General features: G+C 42.5%; 16 protein-coding genes. All 16 read left to right on the top strand.

Annotation, left to right across the window (positions count from 1 at the left end; translation table 11 throughout):
- Positions 1-23: 23 nt before the first annotated feature.
- The 16 genes from I2F54_RS03515 to lpxD all read left to right on the top strand — a co-directional run bounded on the left by I2F54_RS03515 (position 24) and on the right by lpxD (position 23,577).
- On the top strand, positions 24-770 hold the full coding sequence (locus I2F54_RS03515; RefSeq protein ID WP_195500534.1) for a shikimate dehydrogenase family protein: 747 nt from the start codon (positions 24-26) through the stop codon (positions 768-770).
- Between the two features lies 1 nt (position 771).
- On the top strand, positions 772-1,722 hold the full coding sequence (locus I2F54_RS03510; protein ID WP_009122650.1) for an alpha/beta hydrolase: 951 nt from the start codon (positions 772-774) through the stop codon (positions 1,720-1,722).
- Positions 1,723-1,761: 39 nt separating this feature from the next.
- Positions 1,762-2,673 (top strand): TPM domain-containing protein, encoded by a 912-nt coding sequence (locus tag I2F54_RS03505; protein ID WP_087412948.1) that lies wholly within the window; start codon positions 1,762-1,764, stop codon positions 2,671-2,673.
- A gap of 69 nt (positions 2,674-2,742) precedes the next feature.
- Positions 2,743-3,324 carry a LemA family protein gene (locus I2F54_RS03500; RefSeq protein ID WP_195500533.1) on the top strand — a complete coding sequence of 194 codons (582 nt, stop codon included), beginning with the start codon at positions 2,743-2,745 and terminating at the stop codon, positions 3,322-3,324.
- An 83-nt stretch (positions 3,325-3,407) separates the two neighbouring features.
- Positions 3,408-4,577, top strand: a complete 1,170-nt coding sequence (locus I2F54_RS03495) for an AIR synthase-related protein (RefSeq protein ID WP_118466645.1) — start codon at positions 3,408-3,410, stop codon at positions 4,575-4,577.
- A 42-nt stretch (positions 4,578-4,619) separates the two neighbouring features.
- On the top strand, positions 4,620-5,732 hold the full coding sequence (gene prfA / locus I2F54_RS03490; protein WP_195500532.1) for a peptide chain release factor 1: 1,113 nt from the start codon (positions 4,620-4,622) through the stop codon (positions 5,730-5,732).
- Between the two features lie 2 nt (positions 5,733-5,734).
- The gene (locus tag I2F54_RS03485) at positions 5,735-7,507 is read left to right on the top strand and encodes a DUF4153 domain-containing protein (RefSeq protein ID WP_195500531.1); all 1,773 of its coding nucleotides are present in this window, start codon (positions 5,735-5,737) and stop codon (positions 7,505-7,507) included.
- A 25-nt stretch (positions 7,508-7,532) separates the two neighbouring features.
- Entirely contained in the window at positions 7,533-8,357 is an 825-nt protein-coding gene (pyrF, locus tag I2F54_RS03480) for an orotidine-5'-phosphate decarboxylase (protein WP_195500530.1), read from the top strand.
- Positions 8,358-8,621: 264 nt separating this feature from the next.
- On the top strand, positions 8,622-11,492 hold the full coding sequence (locus I2F54_RS03475; RefSeq protein WP_195500529.1) for a TonB-dependent receptor: 2,871 nt from the start codon (positions 8,622-8,624) through the stop codon (positions 11,490-11,492).
- A gap of 13 nt (positions 11,493-11,505) precedes the next feature.
- A complete protein-coding gene (locus I2F54_RS03470) occupies positions 11,506-12,783 on the top strand; it encodes a DUF4876 domain-containing protein (RefSeq protein WP_181993155.1) in 1,278 nt (425 codons plus the stop codon).
- Positions 12,784-12,799: 16 nt separating this feature from the next.
- Positions 12,800-14,362 carry a DUF6850 family outer membrane beta-barrel protein gene (locus I2F54_RS03465; protein WP_195500528.1) on the top strand — a complete coding sequence of 521 codons (1,563 nt, stop codon included), beginning with the start codon at positions 12,800-12,802 and terminating at the stop codon, positions 14,360-14,362.
- Positions 14,363-14,392: 30 nt separating this feature from the next.
- The gene (locus I2F54_RS03460; RefSeq protein ID WP_195500527.1) at positions 14,393-16,567 is read left to right on the top strand and encodes a HEAT repeat domain-containing protein; all 2,175 of its coding nucleotides are present in this window, start codon (positions 14,393-14,395) and stop codon (positions 16,565-16,567) included.
- A 6-nt stretch (positions 16,568-16,573) separates the two neighbouring features.
- Positions 16,574-18,775 carry a HEAT repeat domain-containing protein gene (locus I2F54_RS03455; RefSeq protein WP_195500526.1) on the top strand — a complete coding sequence of 734 codons (2,202 nt, stop codon included), beginning with the start codon at positions 16,574-16,576 and terminating at the stop codon, positions 18,773-18,775.
- 2 nt (positions 18,776-18,777) lie between these two features.
- Entirely contained in the window at positions 18,778-20,970 is a 2,193-nt protein-coding gene (locus tag I2F54_RS03450; RefSeq protein WP_195500525.1) for a HEAT repeat domain-containing protein, read from the top strand.
- A 252-nt stretch (positions 20,971-21,222) separates the two neighbouring features.
- Positions 21,223-22,452, top strand: a complete 1,230-nt coding sequence (locus I2F54_RS03445) for an HD domain-containing protein (protein ID WP_039950957.1) — start codon at positions 21,223-21,225, stop codon at positions 22,450-22,452.
- A gap of 84 nt (positions 22,453-22,536) precedes the next feature.
- Positions 22,537-23,577, top strand: a complete 1,041-nt coding sequence (gene lpxD / locus I2F54_RS03440; RefSeq protein WP_087412941.1) for a UDP-3-O-(3-hydroxymyristoyl)glucosamine N-acyltransferase — start codon at positions 22,537-22,539, stop codon at positions 23,575-23,577.
- Positions 23,578-23,580: the final 3 nt, after the last annotated feature.

The following is a 23,580-nucleotide window of genomic DNA, read 5'->3' as shown; positions in this document are numbered from 1 at the left end:
TTCCCCCTTTAACACACTTGGATATGCAGAAATACGGTCTAATCGGCTACCCGCTGAAACATTCGTTCTCCATCGGCTACTTCAATGAGAAATTCAAAGCCGAGAACATTGACGCAGAGTATGTAAACTTTGAGATTCCCCGCATCGAGGACTTCATGGAAGTGATTGAGGAAAATCCCAATCTCTGCGGACTGAATGTAACCATCCCTTACAAAGAACAAGTTATCCCCTACCTCGACGAGCTGGATAAGGATACTGCTAAAATAGGTGCGGTCAACGTTATCAAGATTGTCCGTCTCCCCAAAGGCAAAGTCAAACTGATAGGCTGTAACTCGGACATTATCGGATTTACGCAATCCATCGAGCCATTGTTGCAACCCTATCACAAGAAAGCGTTGATTCTGGGTACAGGCGGTGCATCCAAAGCAGTATATCGCGGTCTGGAAAGCTTAGGGATAGAAAGTACTTTCGTATCACGTACCAAAAAGGACGACAAATTCCTTACCTATGAGGAACTGACTCCGGAAATAATGGCTGAATATACGGTCATCGTCAACTGTACCCCCGTCGGCATGTTCCCCAAAGTGGATTTTTGCCCGAACATACCGTACGAACAACTTACACCCAACCATTTGCTCTACGATTTGTTATATAATCCAAATGAAACACTCTTCATGAAGAAAGGCAAAGCCCAAGGGGCCGTCACCAAAAACGGACTCGAGATGTTGCTGCTGCAAGCCTTTGCCGCATGGGAGATTTGGAATAGGTAACATGAAAAAAAAGATTAAATACAGTCTGATAGGATTATTGGCGGTAATAGTCGCCGCCATCGCCGGTGGAAGTTATTATATGCTCGGTTACTCGCTGACGCCCAAAGAGAACAAAGGTAAGGATATACCCGGCTCGTACGAATATATGCGTCGTACATATCCCTTCATCACGCCATGGCTGGATAGTCTGCAAACCGCAGGTGCCCTGCGTGACACCTTTATCATCAATCCGGAAGGACGGCAACTGCACGCTATTTTTGCCGCGGCCGCCCAACCTACCGATAAAACGGCAGTCATTGTGCACGGTTATACCGACAACGCCATCCGCATGCTGATGATAGGGTACCTTTATAATAAAGATTTGAACTACAACATATTCCTTCCTGACTTACAGGACAACGGCCTGAGTGAAGGCCCCGCCATACAAATGGGGTGGAAAGACAGGCTGGATGTACTGAATTGGATGAATATAGCCGACAGTATCTTCGGAAACAATACTCAAATGGTAGTGCACGGCATCTCTATGGGAGCTGCCACTACCATGATGGTATCCGGAGAACCGCAACGGCCTTTTGTAAGATGCTTTGTGGAAGATTGCGGCTACACCAGTGTATGGGACGAATTCTCCTTCCAATTGAAGGACATGTTCGGGTTGCCCGAATTTCCGCTGATGTACACTACCGGATGGCTGTGCAACGCCAAATACGGCTGGAACTTCCGGGAAGCCTCTTCACTGGAGCAAGTCAGGAAATGCAGCCTTCCCATGTTATTCATACATGGAGATGCGGATACATACGTGCCCACTTGGATGGTCTATCCCTTGTACGAGGCCAAGAGCGAACCGAAAGAGTTGTGGATTGTACCTGGGGCGACACACGCCATGTCTTACAGGGATTATCCGCAGGAATATACGGAGCGCGTAAAGAAATTTGTAGGGAAATACATCCATTGATGTGATTTTTCCTATCTTCGCCCCTACAAATACAATAGTATGAAACGATTTATCTCCATAGCACTTTTCTTGTGCGTGCTCGTTTCCTTGCAGGCACAAGAAATTTACACTACCCAAAACATTCCTAAAGTACATCTTCAGGACAAGACACGTTACGTTTGCAACCCTGCCGGCATACTCTCCGCTTCGGCATGCGATGAAATAGACCGTATGCTTTATGCATTGGAGCAGCAAACCGGTATTGAAACCGTGGTAGCCGTCGTACCTTCCATCGGCAACGAGGACTGTTTTGACTTCTCGCACCGATTGCTCAACGAATGGGGTGTGGGCAAGCAAGGCAAAAATAACGGACTGGTTATCCTGTTGGTAACCGACCAACGCTGCATCCAGTTTTATACCGGATACGGTTTGGAAGGAGACCTGCCCGATGCCATCTGCAAACGTATTCAAACACGAGACATGATTCCTTACCTGAAAGACGGCAACTGGGATGCGGGTATGGTGGCAGGCGTACGTGCCGTATGCACCCGCCTTGACGGCAGTATGGTAAACGATTCGGATGAGGATGGAGGTGACTCCCCGATAGGATTGATTCTGGCTGTTGTCGGTTTCTTTGCCATCGCCATCGCGGCGGGAATATTGAAGACACGTGCCGCAAGCAAATGCCCGCAATGCGGTCAGCATAAGCTGCAACGGAGTAATAGCGTACTCGTTTCACGCCATAACGGAGTACGGACGGAAGATGTCACTTATACATGCCGTAACTGCGGACATAAGGTAGTACGCCGTCAGCAATCCTACGATGAGAATTACCGGGGCGGCGGTGGCGGTGGTCCTGTCATTTTCGGCGGTGGCTTCGGAAGAGGCAGTTTCGGGGGTGGCGGCGGTTTTAGCGGCGGCAGTTTCGGCGGAGGTATGGGCGGTGGCGGCGGAGCCGGTTCACGGTTCTGACCGGTACGGCTGAATGTCCTTTTGTAATAAAAGAATTGAGATTATATCATTAATAATAAAAAAAGAAGTATGAAGAAATCAACCATTATCATCATTGTTGTTATAGCCCTTCTCGCCATTTGGGGTGTTACCGGTTATAACGGACTTGTCACTATGGACGAAAATGTCAGCGGACAATGGTCGAACGTCGAAACACAATATCAACGTCGTGCCGACCTGATTCCGAATCTTGTAAATACAGTCAAAGGATATGCCTCTCACGAGAAAGAAACACTGGAAAGTGTAGTAGAGGCCCGCAGCAAAGCTACCCAAATGACCGTAGACGCCAATGACCTGACACCGGAAAAGCTGGCTGAATATCAAAAAGCTCAGGGTGCGGTCACTTCCGCTCTCGGCAAGCTGCTTGCCATTACCGAAAATTATCCCGACCTGAAAGCCAACCAAAACTTTCTGGAACTGCAAGCCCAGCTGGAAGGCACGGAAAACCGCATCAACGTAGCACGTACCAACTTCAACAATGCGGCGAAAAACTTTAATACAGCCATTCGCCGTTTCCCGAAAAACATCCTTGCCGGTCTTTTCGGCTTTGAGAAACGCGCTTATTTTGAAGCGGCCGAAGGTAGTGACCAAGCTCCTATAGTAGAGTTTTAACACTTTATATTTTTTATACAAAGCTAAGGCTATAAGCGAAATAATCACTACTTTTGCGCTCAATTGAACAAACTTATTATCTCATGAGTAATCAACGATATATGATGAGAGGCGTCAGCGCGTCTAAAGAAGATGTGCACAACGCCATCAAAAACATCGACAAAGGTATCTTCCCGCAGGCTTTCTGCAAAATCATCCCTGATATTCTGGGCGGTGATCCCGAGTACTGTAATATCATGCACGCCGACGGCGCAGGAACCAAATCCAGTCTGGCATACATGTACTGGAAAGAAACAGGCGATCTCTCCGTTTGGAAAGGCATCGCGCAGGATGCGCTGATAATGAATATCGACGACCTGCTTTGCGTAGGTGCAGTAGACAATATCCTGGTATCAAGTACTATCGGACGCAATAAGCTGCTTATCCCGGGGGAAGTGATTTCCGCCATCATCAACGGAACGGACGAACTGCTTGCCGAACTCCGCGAAATGGGTGTGGGCGTATATGCTACCGGCGGTGAGACTGCCGACGTCGGCGATCTGGTACGCACCATTATCGTAGACTCTACGGTAACTTGCCGCATGAAACGTTCGGATGTCATCGACAATGCCAATATCCGTCCGGGAGATGTGATTGTAGGTCTGTCCTCTTGCGGACAAGCCACTTATGAGAAAGAGTATAACGGCGGTATGGGCAGCAACGGGCTCACTAGTGCCCGCCACGATGTATTCTCCAAATACCTGGCAGAGAAATATCCGGAAAGCTACGACAAAGCCGTACCCGATGAACTGGTTTACAGCGGAAAGCTGAAGCTGACAGACAACGTGGAAGGCAGTCCGTTGGATGCCGGCAAACTGGTACTCTCTCCCACCCGTACGTACGCACCGGTAGTTAAGAAATTACTCGACGCGCTCCGTCCCGAAATTCACGGTATGGTACACTGCTCCGGCGGCGCTCAAACCAAAGTTCTGCACTTTGTAGGCGACAATTGCCGCGTTATCAAAGACAACCTTTTCCCTGTTCCGCCGCTGTTCAGGACTATCAAGGAACAAAGCGATACGGACTGGAGCGAAATGTACAAGGTATTCAATATGGGACACCGTCTTGAGGTATATCTTTCTCCCGAATATGCGGAAGAAGTGATCGCCATCAGCAAAAGCTTCAATATTGATGCACAGATTGTAGGACGTATCGAAGAGAGCGATAAGAAAGAGTTGATTATCAAGAGTGAATTCGGAGAGTTCAAATACTAATCCCGGCTTATCATCTCATCACAACATTACCACTTGAATTAAATGGCAGATAACAATACCATACTTGAGAAACTGGAAGGCCTCGTTGCCCGCTTCGAAGAAGTATCCACACTGATAACCGACCCGGCAGTGATTGCCGACCAGAAGCGCTATGTCAAGCTTACCAAAGAATACAAAGAACTGGGTGACTTGATGAATGCCCGCAAGGAATACATGCAGGTGCTGAGCGGCATTGAGGAAGCGAAAGAAATCATCGCCAACGAAACCGATGCCGAGATGCGTGAAATGGCCCGTGAAGAACTTGATACCTGCCAAGCACGCCAACCGGAGTTGGAAGAAGAGATAAAACTGCTGCTTGTGCCTGCCGACCCGCAGGATAGCCGTAACGCAATACTTGAAATCCGTGGCGGCGCAGGTGGAGACGAAGCCGCCATCTTTGCCGGCGACCTCTTCCGTATGTACACCAAGTATTGCGAAACAAAAGGCTGGAAACTGGATATATCCAGCGCCAACGAAGGCGCAGCCGGCGGTTTCAAGGAAATCATCTGCTCCGTAACGGGTGATAATGTATATGGCACGCTGAAATATGAATCGGGCGTACATCGCGTACAGCGTGTGCCTGCCACCGAGACGCAAGGACGTGTGCACACATCCGCCGCATCCGTGGCCGTACTGCCCGAAGCCGAAGAATTCGATGTAGTCATCAACGAGGGAGAAATCAAATGGGATACCTTCCGAAGCGGTGGTGCGGGCGGTCAGAACGTGAATAAGGTGGAATCCGGCGTACGCTTACGCTACAACTGGAAAAATCCGAATACCGGCGTCGTAGAGGAAATCCTCATCGAATGTACCGAAACGCGTGACCAACCGAAGAACAAAGAACGAGCCCTATCCCGCCTGCGTACCTTTATATACGACAAGGAACACCAGAAATACATCGACGATATCGCATCCAAACGCAAAACCATGGTTTCCACCGGTGACCGTTCGGCAAAGATACGTACTTACAACTATCCGCAAGGACGTATTACCGACCACCGTATCAACTATACCATCTATAACCTCGCCGCTTTTATGGACGGTGATATTCAGGACTGCATCGATCATCTGATTGTTGCCGAAAATGCGGAGAGACTGAAAGAAAGCGAATTGTAGTTATGAAAGGGCTATCAGTAGAGAAAGCGTTTCACACGGCTACCGAGGCGTTTCAGAATTGTTTGAAACGCTTTCCGGTTACGGTAACCTTTATCTTTGTATTCACGGCCTACCTCATCTATCTGACGTACACAGACTGGAAAGGCGAAGACCGGTTACAGTTCATCATCGGCTACTATCTGTCGGTAGGTATCCTGCTTTCGCTCACGCTCCATCTGTGGAGCGAGGAAGTAAAAAGCCGCCTGTTGAAAACAGGCATAAACCTCGCCGCACACGCTTTACTTATAGCCGATGCTTTCCTGCTCTATCATTATCTCACCACAGAAAGCTCCTGGATTGAAATCGGCATCGCCCATGCGGCGGCCATTCTTGCCGTAGGACTCTCCACTTTCTTCCTTTCGTTCCTGCGTGAGAAGAATGACATCGCCAGCTGGAACTTTGCGCTGAACACTGTTTCGGCATATATCGTTACACAGGTGATAGGTCTTATCTTGTGTGCAGGCATCAGCTTGCTGCTGTTCTCTTTGCACCAGCTGTTCGATATTCATATCAGCGGAAAGTGCTACGCTTATATCTACTACCTGTGTAATGTATCGCTCGGTTTAATGCTATTCCTCGGATTGTTGCCGCAGGGAAACGACAAGCATAACCGGGAGCCGCATTCATCGGAATTCCTGAACGGTATTCTGCACTATCTGTTCCTTCCTCTTACGGCCGGTTATCTGATAGTGCTATATATCTATGCCACCCGTATCCTTATCAGTTGGGAGCTGCCCATAGGTTGGGTGTCATGGCTTATCGTAGCACTGATGACGGTATGTATCGCCGTCCAATTCGGGCTATACCCCACACGTTTTAAAGAAGGCAAGCGATTTGACAACTGGATTGCACGCTGGATGCCTGTACTGATACTGCCATTGTTGCTGTTGATGACAATAGGTATTATACGCCGGTTCAACGATTACGGCATCACCATCAACCGGCTCTATCTCGCTACGCTTAACGGCTGGTTCTATATTGTCTGCATCGGATTGTTCGTCATAAAAGCGCGGCGTATCAACTGGATACCCATTTCGTTTGCCGGTATCTTTTTGCTGACATCGGCATTGCCCGTCAATTATGCCGGCATTACAAAGAATACGATTCTTAAAGAGATAAAGGCCGAGATGCAACGCAGTTGCCGGGCGGATACTCCCCTCTCATTAGAGCAATATAAGGAGTGGATTTACTCGTTACCGGAAAAGCAGGCGATACAGATAAACGGTAAATTCAGATATCTGAGCAACTGGTTCGGTACGGAGAGCGTTACCCACCTGATAGACAAGGATGTGACATATAACCTCTATTCTGTGACAGCGGATATTGATACAGATACGATAGCCACTGACACAGATAGCGACAGAGTTACTTATAGCGGCGAAATCGACAGCCAAACAATCATCAATATTCCCGCAGGCTATACCCGATTTATCGCCATTCCCGACGCCGATCTGTCCGGCCACCGTTTCACCATTCCCCGCCAATACCTCGGGAACGGGACATTACCCATTTCACTCGATACCCGGACGGGCAATCTGAACGATAGCGTATACATCGAACTCAGTACATTAGAAATGCTGGAAAAAAGCAGCAAGCACGGACATATACCGCCTACCTCTTTCCGGTGTAACTCTCCCAAAAACCTGTTCATGCTGACTGCATTCGATATTCATTATGAAAAAAGCAGTGACGAAGATGTAAGAATGAGCATCAAGGGATATTTATTTAAAAAGTAAAACCATTAAACCAACAATTTGCGATATGAACAAACAACAACTCTTTGAGAATATAAAACGCAAGAAATCATTTCTCTGCGTAGGTTTGGACACGGATGTTAAGAAAATCCCGGAACACCTGTTGAAAGAGGAAGACCCTATCTTCGCCTTCAACAAAGCAATTATCGATGCAACAGCCGACCTGTGTATTGCCTACAAACCGAATCTCGCCTTCTATGAGAGCATGGGAGTAAAAGGCTGGATTGCCTTTGAAAAGACCGTAAACTACATCAAGCAGAACTACCCGGACCAGTTCATCATAGCCGATGCCAAGCGCGGCGACATCGGCAATACCTCTGCCATGTACGCACGTACATTCTTTGAAGAACTGGACATAGACTCGGTAACCGTAGCTCCCTACATGGGTGAAGACAGTGTTACCCCGTTCCTCACCTACGAGAATAAATGGGTTATCCTGCTTGCATTGACCAGTAACAAAGGTTCACACGACTTCCAGATGACGGAAGACAAGAACGGAGAACGCCTCTTCGAGAAAGTTTTGCGCAAGTCACAGGAATGGGCAAGCGATGAGCAAATGATGTATGTAGTGGGCGCCACCCAAGGACGCGCTTTTGAGGATATTCGCAAGATTGTTCCCAATCACTTCCTCTTAGTGCCCGGCGTAGGCGCACAAGGCGGTTCATTGGAAGAGGTCTGCAAATACGGTATGAACAACACTTGCGGATTGATTGTAAATTCCAGCCGCGGTATCATCTACGTAGATAAGACTGAGAATTTTGCAGCTGCTTCACGCAAAGCCGCACAGGAAGTACAGGCACAAATGGCAGAGCAGTTGAAAGCGATACTCTGATAGAAGAACAATCTGCATTATAGCAACATCAGACAGAGCCGGACAGACAATTTTCATGCTGCCGGCTCTGCCTGTTTTATATATCCTCAGAAACAACACTTGCATAACCATTACCGACACTAAAATAATTTAATAACTTAGATACATCTTTTTCTCCAAAAAGCAAACCATTTGTCACCACAATATAATATTTTAATATAAATATTGCAATAATAAATATTTTTTCATAGCTTTGTGAAATAATAATATATTATAAATCCATTTATGAAAAGAAGAGTAAAAATAGGTGTAAAGGATATTATGACCTACATGCTTGTGCTTTTTTGCTTAGGAAATGCTCTTCCAGCCAAATCACAAAGCAATTACAGAGTAAAACTTACAGGTACCGTTTATGAGTACGATCACAACAACAAGCGTTTGCCCTTAGGATTTGCCACTGTGTCCATTCCTGAAATTGCATTAGGAACAACCTCTAATGAGAATGGCAGGTACATACTGGAAAACGTTCCTATTGGTAAGCTACGTATGCAAATTCAATATTTAGGCAAAGTATCTATCGACACTTTAATCAACCTAAATAAGGACTTGGTTCTTAATTTTACAATGAAGAATGAAGATTTTAAGCTAAAAGAAGTAACAGTAACTGCCACCAACAGTCGTTCGGGCAAATCCACATCCTCCCACATTTCCCGCTCTGCGATGGATCATATGCAAGCTACCAGCTTATATGATGTAATGTCATTGATGCCTGGTGGAGTTTCACAGAATCAGGATATGAGTTCAGCACAACAAATTAATATTCGCCAAGTTTCCAGTTCCAGTGGTCCGGAGTCTCCCATGAATGCTATGGGTACCGCAATTATCCGTGATGGAGCCCCTATCTCCAATAATGCCAATTTATCAGCAATGAATCCCACCGTATTAAGTGGAACAGAGACTCCTGCATCATTGGCCGGTGGTGCTTCACCCGCCGGTGGAACCGACGTTCGCAGCATTTCTACAGAAAACATTGAATCTATACAAATTGTCCGCGGTATTCCTTCTGTTGAATATGGTGATCTAACTTCAGGAGCAGTAATTATAAATACAAAGGCTGGTCGTGAGCCATTACGTATCAAAGCAAAGGCAAATCCTAACATCTATCAGGTATCTATGGGAACCGGTTTTGAATTAGGGAAAAAGAAAGGCGCTTTAAACGTAAGTGCAGATTATGCTTATAACACAAATAACCCAATATCCAGTTACCAGCACTATCAACGCGCTACTACAAAGTTGCTTTATTCAAATATATTATTTAACAATAAGTTACGTACCAATTCCAGTTTTGATTTTATTTATGGCAAAGACCAACGTAAACGCAATCCCGATGATGAACAAACTAAAACCGCTTCAGAAGGTCGTGATGTAGGCTTTACATTGAATACCAATGGTACATGGAATATAAATAAAGGTTGGTTAAAAACACTGCGTTATGTGTTGTCAGGTACGTATATGGATAAAGACAGTTATTATGAAACCGTATACAGTTCCGCCACATCCCCTTATTCCATGACCACTACAAACGGTACAATACTTAGCAATCTTGCAGGCCAGCACATCTATGATGCGAATGGTAATCAAATTACTAATTTTGGACCGGAAGATGTAAATCATTATGCAGTTTATTTACCAAGTAGCTATTTTGGACACTATGAAATCGATAGTCGTGAGGTTAATTTATTTGCCAAAGTAACAAGTTCTCTATTCAAAGCAAGCGGTCATATAAACAACCGCATCTTAATCGGTGCGGACTTTCGGAGTGACGGCAACGTCGGTAAAGGAAAAACTTATGATCCAAGCACTCCTCCTTATCGTAGTCTATATGGTCATAATTCTTCTTTCCGCCCACGTAACTATAAGGATATTCCTTTCATCAACCAATTCGGTGCATATATAGAAGATAATTTTAAATGGTCCATAAGTGGTACACATGATTTAAACATCCAAGCAGGTGTACGTTACGATCATACATCAGTTGTAGGCGGTATCTTCTCGCCACGCGTCAATGCATCCATCGATTTAATTCCGAATATATTAAGCCTCCAAGGAGGTTATGGTATTGCAGCTAAGATGCCTTCTCTTCTTTACCTACATCCAGAAAATGCATATTTTGAGTATATCAACATAAATGAACTTGCCAATGCAAATATTCCGGAAGACCAGCGTTTGTTTATGACTACTACGGAGGTACGGCAGGTGGACAACTCTGATTTAAAGATTGCCAAAAATCACAAGGCAGAAATTGGACTTAATTTACGAATGGGTAAAACAAACCTGAATGTAATAGCCTATAAAGAACGCCTGAAGGATGGTTATGTAATGAGCCAAACATTCAATACATTTAATACATTTACCTATAATGAATACCAACGTACAGCAAATGGAATAGAACTAAGTAGTAGTTTGCCCGTATTGTCTACTTATACAAAACCTACCAATAATTTAAATATAGAAACAAAAGGCTTAGAATTTGATTTGAATATCGGACGTATTGACGCTATTCGTACAGCCTTCCAAATAAATGGTTCATGGATGCGTACTAAGAGTTGGCGTCAAGGCTATAGTTTCTATGATAATAGTGAAGATGCTGCTTCAGCTCGTAAACCGGTAGCCATCTATTCTCAAGAGGGTAATATAAACTATCAACAACAATTTGTGACGACCTTACGCGCTACTCACAATATTCCACGTATCGGTTTTGTTGTTACAATGACAGCACAGGCCATTTGGCTACAATCCAATTGGAATACATTTGGTAACGATTCAATACCTATAGGCTACTTAGCGCTGGAAGATGCATCTGTAAACATGTTCCCCCAAGGACAATATACCACTACCCAGCAAGTAAAAGATGCAGGATATGAATATATGTTGAAAAATGTAAGTCATAACAATGCCATTAAAGAATCATATAGCCCCTATTTCTGCTTCAACTTAAATGTAACTAAAGAAATCAGTGACATGTTACGTGTTTCTTTCTTCGCTAACAATATGTTCAGAAGTTATCCGCGCAGAGATTCCAAACGTAATCCAGGTTCATATACTCTATTGAATAACCGATTTTTCTTTGGACTGGAATTATCACTTACTCTATAATATTTAGGAAGTTATGAAAAAGCATTTAATATATTTATTCACATTGGCTAGTATCCTTTTGACAGGATGCGATTCGTTCAAGGATATATCCGGTGTAACAGAAGTAGGTCCCATCACGGTCAATGTAGACTTGGATATTACCATTGAAAATATAGTTACGTTAAAAGATTTAACTATAAAGTTCGATAACTACGATGAAGATTTACATTACGTTAAAGAAGTAACTGATAACAGTGTAAAAGTTGACGGGATAATTCCTGGGATTTATTCCATCACAGTATCCGGTACAGCTATTGATACCGAAAACAGTGAATACTATATCAACGGCAACTCTGTAAATGAGGCATTATTTAAAAATGGCAGTGAATTGAATATTAAAGTACAAGGTCTCAAAGTGAGTCCATTAATATTCAAGGAAATTTATTATTGCGGTAGCCGTCCGGCAGCAGGTGGAGTCTACTTTCGTGACCAGTTCTATGAAATATACAACAACTCGGCTGAAGTCTTATATTTGGATGGCATTTATTTCGCCAATCTAACTCCGGGTACAGCCACTACAAAATTGCCGGTTTGGCCAGAAACAGATGGCAATAATTATGCGTATGGAGAGCGTGTATGGAAATTCCCGGGAAATGGAACTGAATATCCGTTAGAACCAGGTGAATCTTGCATTATTTCTCAATTTGCCGCTAATCATCAGTTGGACATCTACAATCCTCAAAGTCCTATAGACGGTAGCAGTTCCGAGTTTGAATTTAACATGAACAATCCAAACTTTCCAGATCAAGCGGCTTATGATATGCAACATGTTTTCTACCAAGGAAAAGCAGAAATGGGAAGTATACCACAGTACTTAACATCTGTATTTGGAGGCGCTTATGTGATTTTCCGTGTTCCTGAAGAGGAAACTTGGGACCCTGTCAATGATGAGAATATGAAAACAACAGATCTAAGTATACCGAACAGTAAAACTTACTATGCTAAAATACCTATTAAATATATATTGGATGCTGTTGAAGCAGCAAATAATGAATCGATGATGAATGCAAAACGCGTTCCCGGTGTACTTGATGCTGGAATTACTTGGGTAGGAGCCACTTATTGCGGTTTAGGTATTGCCCGAAAGTTATCCATAGACGAAGAAGGTAATCCTGTTATTCGTGAAGAAACAGGCACATACATATATCAGGATACAAACAACAGCACAGATGATTTTGAGCGCGGTGTTGTTCCTGTAATGCGTCGTAATGAAGCAAAAATGCCTTCATGGAATCACACATTACATAATTAACCAAAAAGACAGAGCGATGAAAAGACAATATATGAACTATATGAAAAGCAATTTACTCGCAGTAATAGCTTGCTTTATAAGTATAGCAGGAGCAGCGCAAGGCTTCTCACCTGCCGCTATGGAACAATTGAAAGTACAACGACTATGGGCTCATTCACAGAACGCTGCCGGTATGGTATTTGATGATGTACAAAATTATTCGAATGTCATATTGGGATATGATTTACAGGACGGAAACTATTGTCGCCCACAGGAAGGACAAAAGGAGACTGTCGTAGGTGTATCTAGTGAGGGTTTTATCAATCTGAAAAATGCATATGTATGGGGAGTATTCAATTTTGCACAAAAAAATCTGACAGATGCCGGGTATAACGCTTCCATTGCCGATCCATTCAGAGGGATGCCTTACTATATAGCAGACCAACACCTAAGTAAATGGAGAAATCAATATTACGACCTGAAATTCCGTGCAGCTACTCCTTTACTTGGTAATCACTGGACATTGGGTATCGAAGGAAATTATGTAGCCATATTAGCCGCCAAGCAGCGTGACCCACGTGTGGATACCCGTTTCTATACACTGGAACTAACACCAGGCATTACTTACAGATTAAATGATTCACAGAAGTTTGGTGCAAGCTTCAAATACAGTTCTATTAAGGAAGACTCAAGGATGAGCAACGTCAACGTCTATGTAGATCAGGATTACTACATATTATATGGTCTGGGAACAGCCATAAAAGGAATTGGTAGCGGTGTAACCAGTAATTATATTGGAGACCGTTTCGGTGGAGCTATCCAGTATAACTTCAGTACGCCATCTTTCAATTTACTGTTTGAAGGTAGTTACGATATAAAAGCTGAAACCGTTCAGCAAAGCTATACGACTCCTAAAAAAACAGCCAGCGTAAAAGATAAAACTGCTCGTATTTCCTTGACAATGGTTCAAGAGGGAAAGGATTATACCAATTATGTGAAAACCACATATACAAACCGCAATATAGACGGTATTCAGTATATCTCTCAACGTGATAATTCTGAATCACAAAGCGGTTGGCTAGATTTATATAACAACATCCGTGCTACATACAAAACACAAACTTCTTCCCTTAATTACGCATTAAGCAGAAACCGAGGGAATGAATATAGTTGGAAAGTAGAATTAGATGTGAATTACATTAAGCAAGATGATGAATATTTAATGCCCAATTCTGTACAAAACGCAGAAAACTTATCTCTGGGATTAGGCGGCAAAAAGAATCTTGTATTAGGCAACAGCATGAATCGTAGACTTTTAATAGATATTCATGCTGCTTATAACCACAATTTAGGAGGCAGATATGTCTATGGCGGTAGCCATGCAGACTATCTGACCGTAACAGAATTACAGCAAGGGTTAACTAATTATTACACTTGTGATTTCTACCGTATTGGCGGGTCGGTCACGTATTCGCAACAAGTCAAGGACAGCAAACGTATGAACTTATTTGCAAAAGTAGCATTCGACCGTGTAAATACCTCTGACTATGATTATGATGGACGTACTTATTTGTCAGTAAGCTTAGGATGCAATTTCTAATAATACATAACCAAATCTATATCAATAAATATGCGCAAATTAATAACTGGAAGTTTGATGTTCTGCAGTATTCTATCTCTGCAGGCACAGACCTTTGTCAAACCGACTGTGAAAGTAAAAGATACTTCTTTTGCCGTAATTACAGATAAAGGTACGTATCAGGCTTGTGAGGCTGAACTTAAAGCCTATCAAGAAATTTTAGGAAAGGAAGGACTACCCACGTTCATTATATACAACGAATGGAAGAAACCGGAAGATGTAAAGAAAGTTATTACCAAACTTTACAAAAGAGACAAACTGGAAGGGGTCATATTTGTTGGTAATATTCCTATTCCTATGCTCCGCAAAGCTCAGCATATGACTTCCGCTTTCAAAATGGATGAAAAAAACAATGATTGGAGAGATTCCTCAGTACCCAGTGACCGTTTTTACGATGACTTCGATCTACAATTCGATTTTTTGAAACAGGATAGTGTAGAAAATAATTTCTTCTATTACAATTTGGCAATAAAATCTCCACAGCAAATCCAATGTGACATATATTCTGCACGTGTCAAAGCCGTTGACAGCGATGAGAACCCGTATACACAAATTAGTCGTTATTTTAAAAAAGTTGTAGCAGAACACCAAACAAACAATAAATTGGACCAATTCTTCTCATATACAGGTGATGGGTCCTACTCTAATTCATTGACGGCATGGACACCGGAGGCCTTTACTATCCGCGAACAGATGCCGGGTATATTCGATAAAAATGGACGTGCTCGTTTCATCCGTTACAATTTCAGCGATTATCCCAAAGACGATGTCATTAATATGCTGAAGCGTACAGATCTAGACTTGTCTATTTTTCATGAACATGGCATGCCCGAACGCCAATATCTTTCTGGTAGCCCCGCTACTAATAGATGGAATACTCATGTAGATGCAATGAAATACTATTATCGTAGCTTGGCACGCAGAAAGCAAGACAACAAAAAGTCTTTCAATGAGATGCTGGATATGATGAAAAACACATATGGTCTGGACAGTATCTGGATTTCTGGTTATGATGACCCCAAAGTCACAACTGAGGATTCCTTACTTGACCTACGTACAGGTATTATCCTATCAGAAATTACAGAGTTTAAACCTAATAGTCGCATAGTTATTTTTGATGCATGCTATAATGGTGATTTCCGGGAAAAAGATTACGTTGCCGGACGTTATATTATGTCGGAAGGAAAATGCGTAACCACTTTTGCCAACTCAGTCAATGTACTGCAAGATAAAATGGCAAACGAGATGCTTGGTTTGTTAGCTATGGGAGCACGAGTCGGTCAATGGGCCAAATTGACGAATATTCTCGAATCACACATTACCGGTGATCCTACCCTATGTTTCCAATCCATCAATGAAGTAGATGCTAATGCTTTGTTCAAAGAGCCATATAACGAGCAGCGCATGCTGAAATTACTACAATCTCCCTATGCTGATATACAGAATTTTGCCTTACACAACCTTTATCGTAATGATTATCCGGGGATTTCTGATTTATTAAGAAAGACTTTTGACACTTCCCCATTCATGATGGTACGTTTCACCAGTTTGGCATTACTTGAGAAAATTGGGGACAAAAACTTCCGAGAAGTCTTGTACTCAGCCATCACAGACTCTTATGAATTTATCCGCCGTACTTCTATCCGTATGATGCAACATGTTGGATTAAACGAATATGTTTACCCACAAATCAAAGCTTATGTAGAAGATAACTTATCCGAACGTGTAGCATTTAATGTGAGTTTGGGACTTCAGGTCTTTGATCAAGCAACCGTACAGGCTGCAATTGATAAAATAATGTCTGAAACCTACCTGTTACAAGACAAAGAGGAAATGCGTAAGATTTTAGAGAATACTAATAACAGCCGCAGCATGCAAAAAGAGTTATTAAATAAAGATACCTCCGAACGTTGGCGTATCCTTTATTGTAATTCTCTAAAAAATTATATGGCACATACTTGTGTAGACGGTCTTTTAGCCTTACTTACTGATTCTGATGAAAGTGAAAAGCTAAAAATCAGTCTATTGGAAGCTCTCGCTTGGTTTACTCATTCTTACCGTAAACATGATATCCTGCAGGTATGTAATCAACTAAGAAAAGATAAAAACTTATCTGACAACCTCCGTGAAGAAGCTAACCGTACATATTACAGACTTAAAAATTAATTGACCATGATTAAAAGATTTATATATCTGGCATTTCTATTGCCATTAGTAGGGAATGCACAAACTACAGTCATAAAGCCATTGGTCAAACAACCTACCGCCTTTGCCATTATAACAGACAACCAAACTTATGCAAATACCAAAGAAGCCATGCATCAGTACAAAACTGCGGTTGAAGGTGATGGCCTGGCAACCTATCTGATTAGCGGAGACTGGCAAAATCCTGATCAAGTCAAACAGATGATTATAAAAACATATCAAGAATGTCCTTCATTGGAAGGCTTGGTTTTAGTTGGAGATATACCTGTCGCATTGGTACGCAATGCGCAGCATATGACCACTGCATTCAAAATGAATGAGAAAGCCTTTCCGTGGGATCAGTCCTCTGTACCTACCGACCGCTTTTATGATGACCTGAACTTAAAATTTGAATTCATCAAACAAGATTCAGTAAATCCGCAGCATTTCTATTATAAATTAACAGAAGATAGTCCCCAAAAGCTAAATCCTACTTTTTATTCAGCTCGTATTAAGTATCCGGAGAAAAAGGGTGGAGACAAATATGCAGCTATTGCTTCCTATTTGAAGAAAGCTGCTACTGCCAAAGCAGATAAGCATAATCAATTAGATCAAGTATTCTCATTCAATGGCGGTTCTTACAATTCCGATTGTCTGATTGTATGGATGGATGACGAAAAAGCATATATGGAGAATTTTCCATTAGCTTTTGGCCGGCAAATGGGATTTAAACATTGGAATTTCCGCATGAAACATCCTATGAAATATAAGTTATTCAGTGAATTGCAACGAAAGAATCTTGACTTGTTTATGTTTCATGAACACGGAATGCCAACAGGACAGTTGATTAATGATGAATTAGCTTGCACTGATTTCAACGACCGTTATAAAATGTTGAAGAGTACACTTTACAATGCAGTCATAGGTCATGCTGGAAAACATAACAAAGACACCCTACGTATTCAAATGCAAAAAAAACGACAAGTAAATGAAGTGTTCTTCAAAGATTTGGATAATCCTAAGTTCTGGGAAGCAGACTCTCTTCACTACGCTGATGAACGTATCGTAACAGAAGACTTAATGAAAAACAATCTCTCCACTAATCCGAGATTGATAATGTTCGATGCATGTTACAACGGTTCTTTTCACGAAAACGACTATATAGCAGGACAATACATTTTTAATAATGGTCAAACGTTAGTAGCGCAAGGAAATACCCGTAATGTATTACAAGACCGCTGGACTATTGAAATGATTGGTTTATTGTCGCATGGCGTACGAGCTGGGCAATACAACAAGTTGATCGCATCGCTTGAAGGTCATTTGTTCGGTGATCCTACTTTCCGCTTCGCTCCTATCGAAGCCAATACTTTAAGTATTGATATAACAATACGTCAAAACGACGTAACCTATTGGAAAAACTTGTTAAACAGTCCATACGCTGATGTACAGAGCTTGGCCATGCGCATGCTGGCTGATGCCGATACCCAAAAGAAATTGTCTCCGTTGTTCCTGGAAAAATATCAAGAAAGTGGTTTTAATACAGTGCGTATGGAAGCGATCAAGTTGTTGAGCCGATATCAAGATGCCAACTTCATTGAAGTACTACGCGAGGGGTTAAACGATGCTTATGAAATGGTAGCTCGCCAAAGTGCTATTTATGCTGGATTTGTAGGTGATGATTCTTTATTACCCGCTATTGTAGAAGCATTGGTTGAACATAATGAACGTTTACGCGTACAAATGAGCGCCAACAAAGCTTTAAGTCTCTATCCAAAAGAGAAAGTAGAAAAAGCTATCGAAGACTTTTACACAAAAGCAGACCGTTTGAATAAAAATGAGGAGAAAAAACGACTACTAAGAAGCTTGGAAAGAGTTTTTGTACAAGAAGCAAAAGCTCATCAGACATTGATGGACGCAACCGCACCAGAAGCAAAACGTATCAGTGCAATCCGTAATGTACGTAACTATACGTTCCATTTCCACGTAGATGATTATTTGGATGTTATTCGTGATACCGGCAATCCACTGGAAGTACGTGTAGTAATGACTGAAGCATTGGGGTGGTTCACCAATTCCATACAACGCCCACACATTCTCGGAGAAATTAAGAAGATACAAGAAACAGCTAATCTTCCAGAAGACTTAAAAGTAGAAATCGAACAGACTATCAAAAGATTAAGTTTATAAATATGAAGAAATACATCCTTTTGGCAATTGCCACTTTGTGCTTGCATATTCTGCAAGCACAAACAGTTATACTCCCCAGTATAAAAACAAAGACTACGTTCGCAATTGTGGTCGATCAGAAAAGTTATGATGAAGTGAAAAGTGAAATCGACGCCTATCGTTCCAGTATAGAAAACGAAGGCTTAGGTACTTACTTGCTAATTGATAATTGGAAAAGACCTGAATCTATCCGTGAACAGCTCATCAAATTACATAAAAATGAAAAAGCACCTCTGGAAGGTTGTGTATTTATAGGCGATATTCCTATTCCAATGATTCGTGATGCACATCATCTATCTTCAGCTTTTAAAATGTCTCCAAAAGCCAATTGGCAAAAATCAAGTATCCCTTCCGACCGTTATTATGATGATTTCGGATTAACGTTTGATTATATTAAACAAGACAGTTTGAAACCTGACTATCATTATATGACATTACGGGCCGATTCTAAACAATATATCTCACCGGATATCTACTCAGCCCGTATCCGCCCACTACACTTAAAGGATCAAAATCCTTATCAGATGCTACGCGACTATTTGAAAAAAACAGTGGCCGAGAAAGAAAAACAAAATACACTTGACCAACTAACCATGGCTCGTGGTCATGGTTATAATTCCGAGGATCCGTTGGCATGGAGTGGTGAGCAAATGGCTTTACGTGAGCAATTACCGCAAATATTCAAGCCTGGCAATACGGTTAAATTCTATGATTTTGACATGCGATATCCGATGAAACCATTATACTTGAACGAAATTCAGCGTGAAGGATTAGACATCATGTTATTCCACCACCACGGTGGACCTACCATGCAATACATCAATGGATATGAAAATGGTTCCAGCATCAATTTGAGTATTGAGAATGCCAAAATCTTTTTGCGAAGTAAAGTGCCTTCATACGCTAAAAAGCATGGACGCGAAGCTGCAATCAAAGAATATGCTAAACAATATGGTGTACCAGAAAGTTGGTGTGCAGAAGCTTTCGATGAGGAAAAAATAAAATCGGATTCTATTGTAAACCGTAATATGGATATCTATACTGAAGACATCCGTCTTATGGCTCCTAATGCACGTTTTGTATTATTCGACGCATGCTTTAACGGCTCTTTCCATCTAGATGATAATATTGTAGGCTCTTACATATTTAATAGAGGTAAAACCATTGTTACTATGGGATGTACGGTTAATACCATTCAAGATAAATGGCCGGATGAATTTCTTGGTTTATTAGCTACCGGCATGCGCATCGGACAATTCACCCGTTTTACCTGCTTCTTGGAAAATCACTTAATCGGTGACCCAACTTTCCACTTTATCAATAACTCCGAATTGGATATAGATATTAACCAAGCTTTAGTCTTGCAAGAAGGTAATGTGGCATTTTGGAAAAAGCAGTTAAATTCCCCGATGGCTGATATGCAGGCAATGGCACTCCGCCAATTGTCAATGGCAAATTATAGTGGTCTCGTTGACCTACTAAAGAAAAGTTACTATGAATCGAACTATTTTGTAGTACGCTTGGAAGCTTTACGCTTATTAACTTTAAACTATCCCACAGAGGTTGCCGATGTATTGCAAACAGCCATGAATGACAGTTATGAACTGATTCGTCGTTATGCGGTAGAATATGTTGAAAAGAATAGTAATCCGAAATTGTTGCCAGCATGGATAGAAAGTTATCTGTTACGCGGACACGAAAACCGCCATCGTTTCAGAATTTTTAGTGGTATTGACACATTCGACCATGATACAGCTTTGAATGAACTGCAAAAACAAGCTGCTAAGTGGTCTTTCTATGATTCTTCATATATGAACGAATTATCGGAATATCTTCCTCGCCAGAAGAAAGGACTTGAAAGGGATTTCGCCCTTATTGGCAATCCCGAAAGTACTACGAAACAGATACAAAGTGAAATAAGCAGATTCCGAAATAAACCTATCACTAAAGCTATCGAGCCATTACTAAATATTGTCAAGAATGAAAATTTGGAAGAAGAACTTCGTGTATCAGCTGCCGAAACATTAGGTTGGTATAATTTACACTATGATAAAGCAACTATAATCAAAAAGCTCAATGCATTTCAAACTTCCAATCCAAAGCTTATGAATGAAGTGACTAAGACAATTCACCGTTTGGAAGGTAAAAACAGATAATTTATCGAAACTTACTATATCTGTGTATACATATTCCCACAGATTATACTCATACATTTTAAATTCCCCCTATTCATAAAATAGGGGGAATTATTTGTAAAAAGGCATACACGACCTTTTGGACTTTCATTCCTCATCTGACTTTTTTTACGACGATTATGTACAAGTAAAACAAGTGATAAACTTCCTGATATAACATCACATTTTGTCATCTCCCAAAAACAAACTACCTTTGTTGCCAAATACTTAGCCATGTCCTACGAACGTAAAATCATCAACGACCCGGTGTTCGGGTTCATCAATATACCAAAGGGGCTGCTGTACGACATTGTACGGCATCCCCTTTTACAACGTCTTACCCGTATCAAGCAACTGGGATTATCCTCTGTCGTATATCCCGGCGCGCAACACACCCGGTTCCAGCATTCACTCGGAGCCTTCTACCTGATGAGCGAGGCCATTCAGCAACTCACAGCCAAAGGCAATTTCATCTTCGACAGTGAAGCTGAAGCCGTACAAGCAGCCATCCTGATGCACGACATCGGGCATGGTCCGTTCTCGCACGTATTGGAGAATACCATTGTTCAAGGCGTATCGCACGAAGACATTTCCCTGATGCTCATGGAACGTATCAACAAAGAGATGAACGGGCAGCTCACACTCGCCATCCAGATATTCAAGGACGAATATCCCAAACGTTTCCTTCATCAGCTGGTCAGCGGGCAACTGGATATGGATCGCCTCGACTACCTTCGTCGCGACAGTTTCTATACAGGGGTCACGGAGGGAAATATAGGCTCGGCACGTATCATCAAGATGCTCGATGTAAAGGACGACCACCTGGTGGTAGAATCCAAAGGCATCTATTCCATTGAGAACTTTCTCACCGCGCGCCGTCTGATGTACTGGCAGGTATATCTGCATAAAACGTCGGTTGCTTACGAGAAGATGCTCATCAGTACCCTGTTACGCGCCAAGGAGCTAGCCGGCAAGGGTGTGGATTTGTTTGCCCCGCCCGCGCTGAAGTTCTTCCTGTATAATGACATCAGCCGGGAAACATTCTATAACAACCCGGACTGTCTGGAAAACTATATCCAACTGGACGACAACGACCTTTGGACTGCCTTGAAGGTATGGAGCGCCCATTCGGACAAAGTGCTTTCCACACTAAGCCTGGGCATGATTAACCGCAACATATTCAAAGTGGAAATCTCCACCGAACCGTTCAGCGAAGAGCGTAAAAAAGAAATCACCCGGCAAATCAGCAAGCAACTGGACATCCCCCTTTCCGAAGCCGGTTATTTCATCTCCACCCCCGGCATCGAGAAAAATATGTACGACCCGGCCGACGACAGCATTGACATCCTGTATAACGACGGCTCTACTAAAAACATAGCCGAAGCATCGGATATGCTCAATATATCCTTGCTATCCAAGAAAGTAAAAAAATACTACTTATGCTACCAACGTTTGCATAGATAAGTATAAAATATTCATCACAGGACAAGGATATATAAAAAAAAAGTCCGTTATTTGTGTTTTGAAACCATCTAACAACAATAAGACATGGAGTTCTCTGCTAAACAAATTGCAACATTTATCCAAGGAGAAATCGTTGGAGACGAGAATGTAACCGTACACACCTTCGCCAAAATCGAAGAAGGAATACCCGGAGCAATCTCTTTCTTATCCAACCCTAAATACATACCTTATCTGTACGAAACCCAATCGAGTATTGTCTTGGTAAACAAGGATTTCGTTCCCGAACAGGAAGTAAAAGCTACAATGATTAAGGTAGACAATGCTTACGAAAGTCTCGCTAAATTATTAAACCTTTACGAACAAAGCAAACCAAAGCGTACCGGTATCGATTCGCGGGCATACGTTGCCGAAACCGCAAAAATAGGCAAAGATGTTTACATCGCACCTTTTGCCTGTATCGGAGAGTACGCAGAAGTGGGAGACAATACGGTGATTCATCCGCACGCCACCATCGGAAGCGGCGCCAAGGTAGGCAGTGACTGTATCATTTACGCAAATGTAACCATCTACCACGATTGCCGCGTAGGCAACCACTGTATATTGCACGCCGGTTGCGTAATCGGTGCGGACGGATTCGGTTTCGCCCCTACTCCCGAGGGTTATGAGAAGATTCCTCAAATCGGTATCACCATATTGGAAGACAACGTGGAAATCGGCGCCAATACTTGCGTAGACCGCGCAACAATGGGAGCCACCATCGTGCACAGCGGTGTAAAGCTGGATAACCTGATACAGGTGGCCCATAACGACGAAATCGGTTCGCATACGGTGATGGCAGCCCAAGTGGGTATCGCCGGTTCCACCAAGATAGGCGAATGGTGTATGTTCGGCGGCCAGGTCGGTATAGCCGGACATATTCATATCGGCAACAAAGTGAACCTTGGCGCGCAATCGGGTGTTCCCGGCAATATAAAGGAAGGCAGCCAATTGATAGGCACTCCGCCTATGGAGGTGAAACCTTACTTCAAGGCGCAGACCGTATTCCGCAAGTTGCCGGATATGTACTTTGAAGTGAACGCGCTTCGCAAAGAACTCAATGAATTAAAAAAACAATTAAATAAGTAACCA

Source organism: Bacteroides clarus (genome assembly GCF_015555825.1).
GTDB lineage: Bacteria > Bacteroidota > Bacteroidia > Bacteroidales > Bacteroidaceae > Bacteroides > Bacteroides clarus.
Note: the sequence above shows the minus strand (reverse complement) of the source record. Positions and strands in the feature narration are given on the sequence as shown.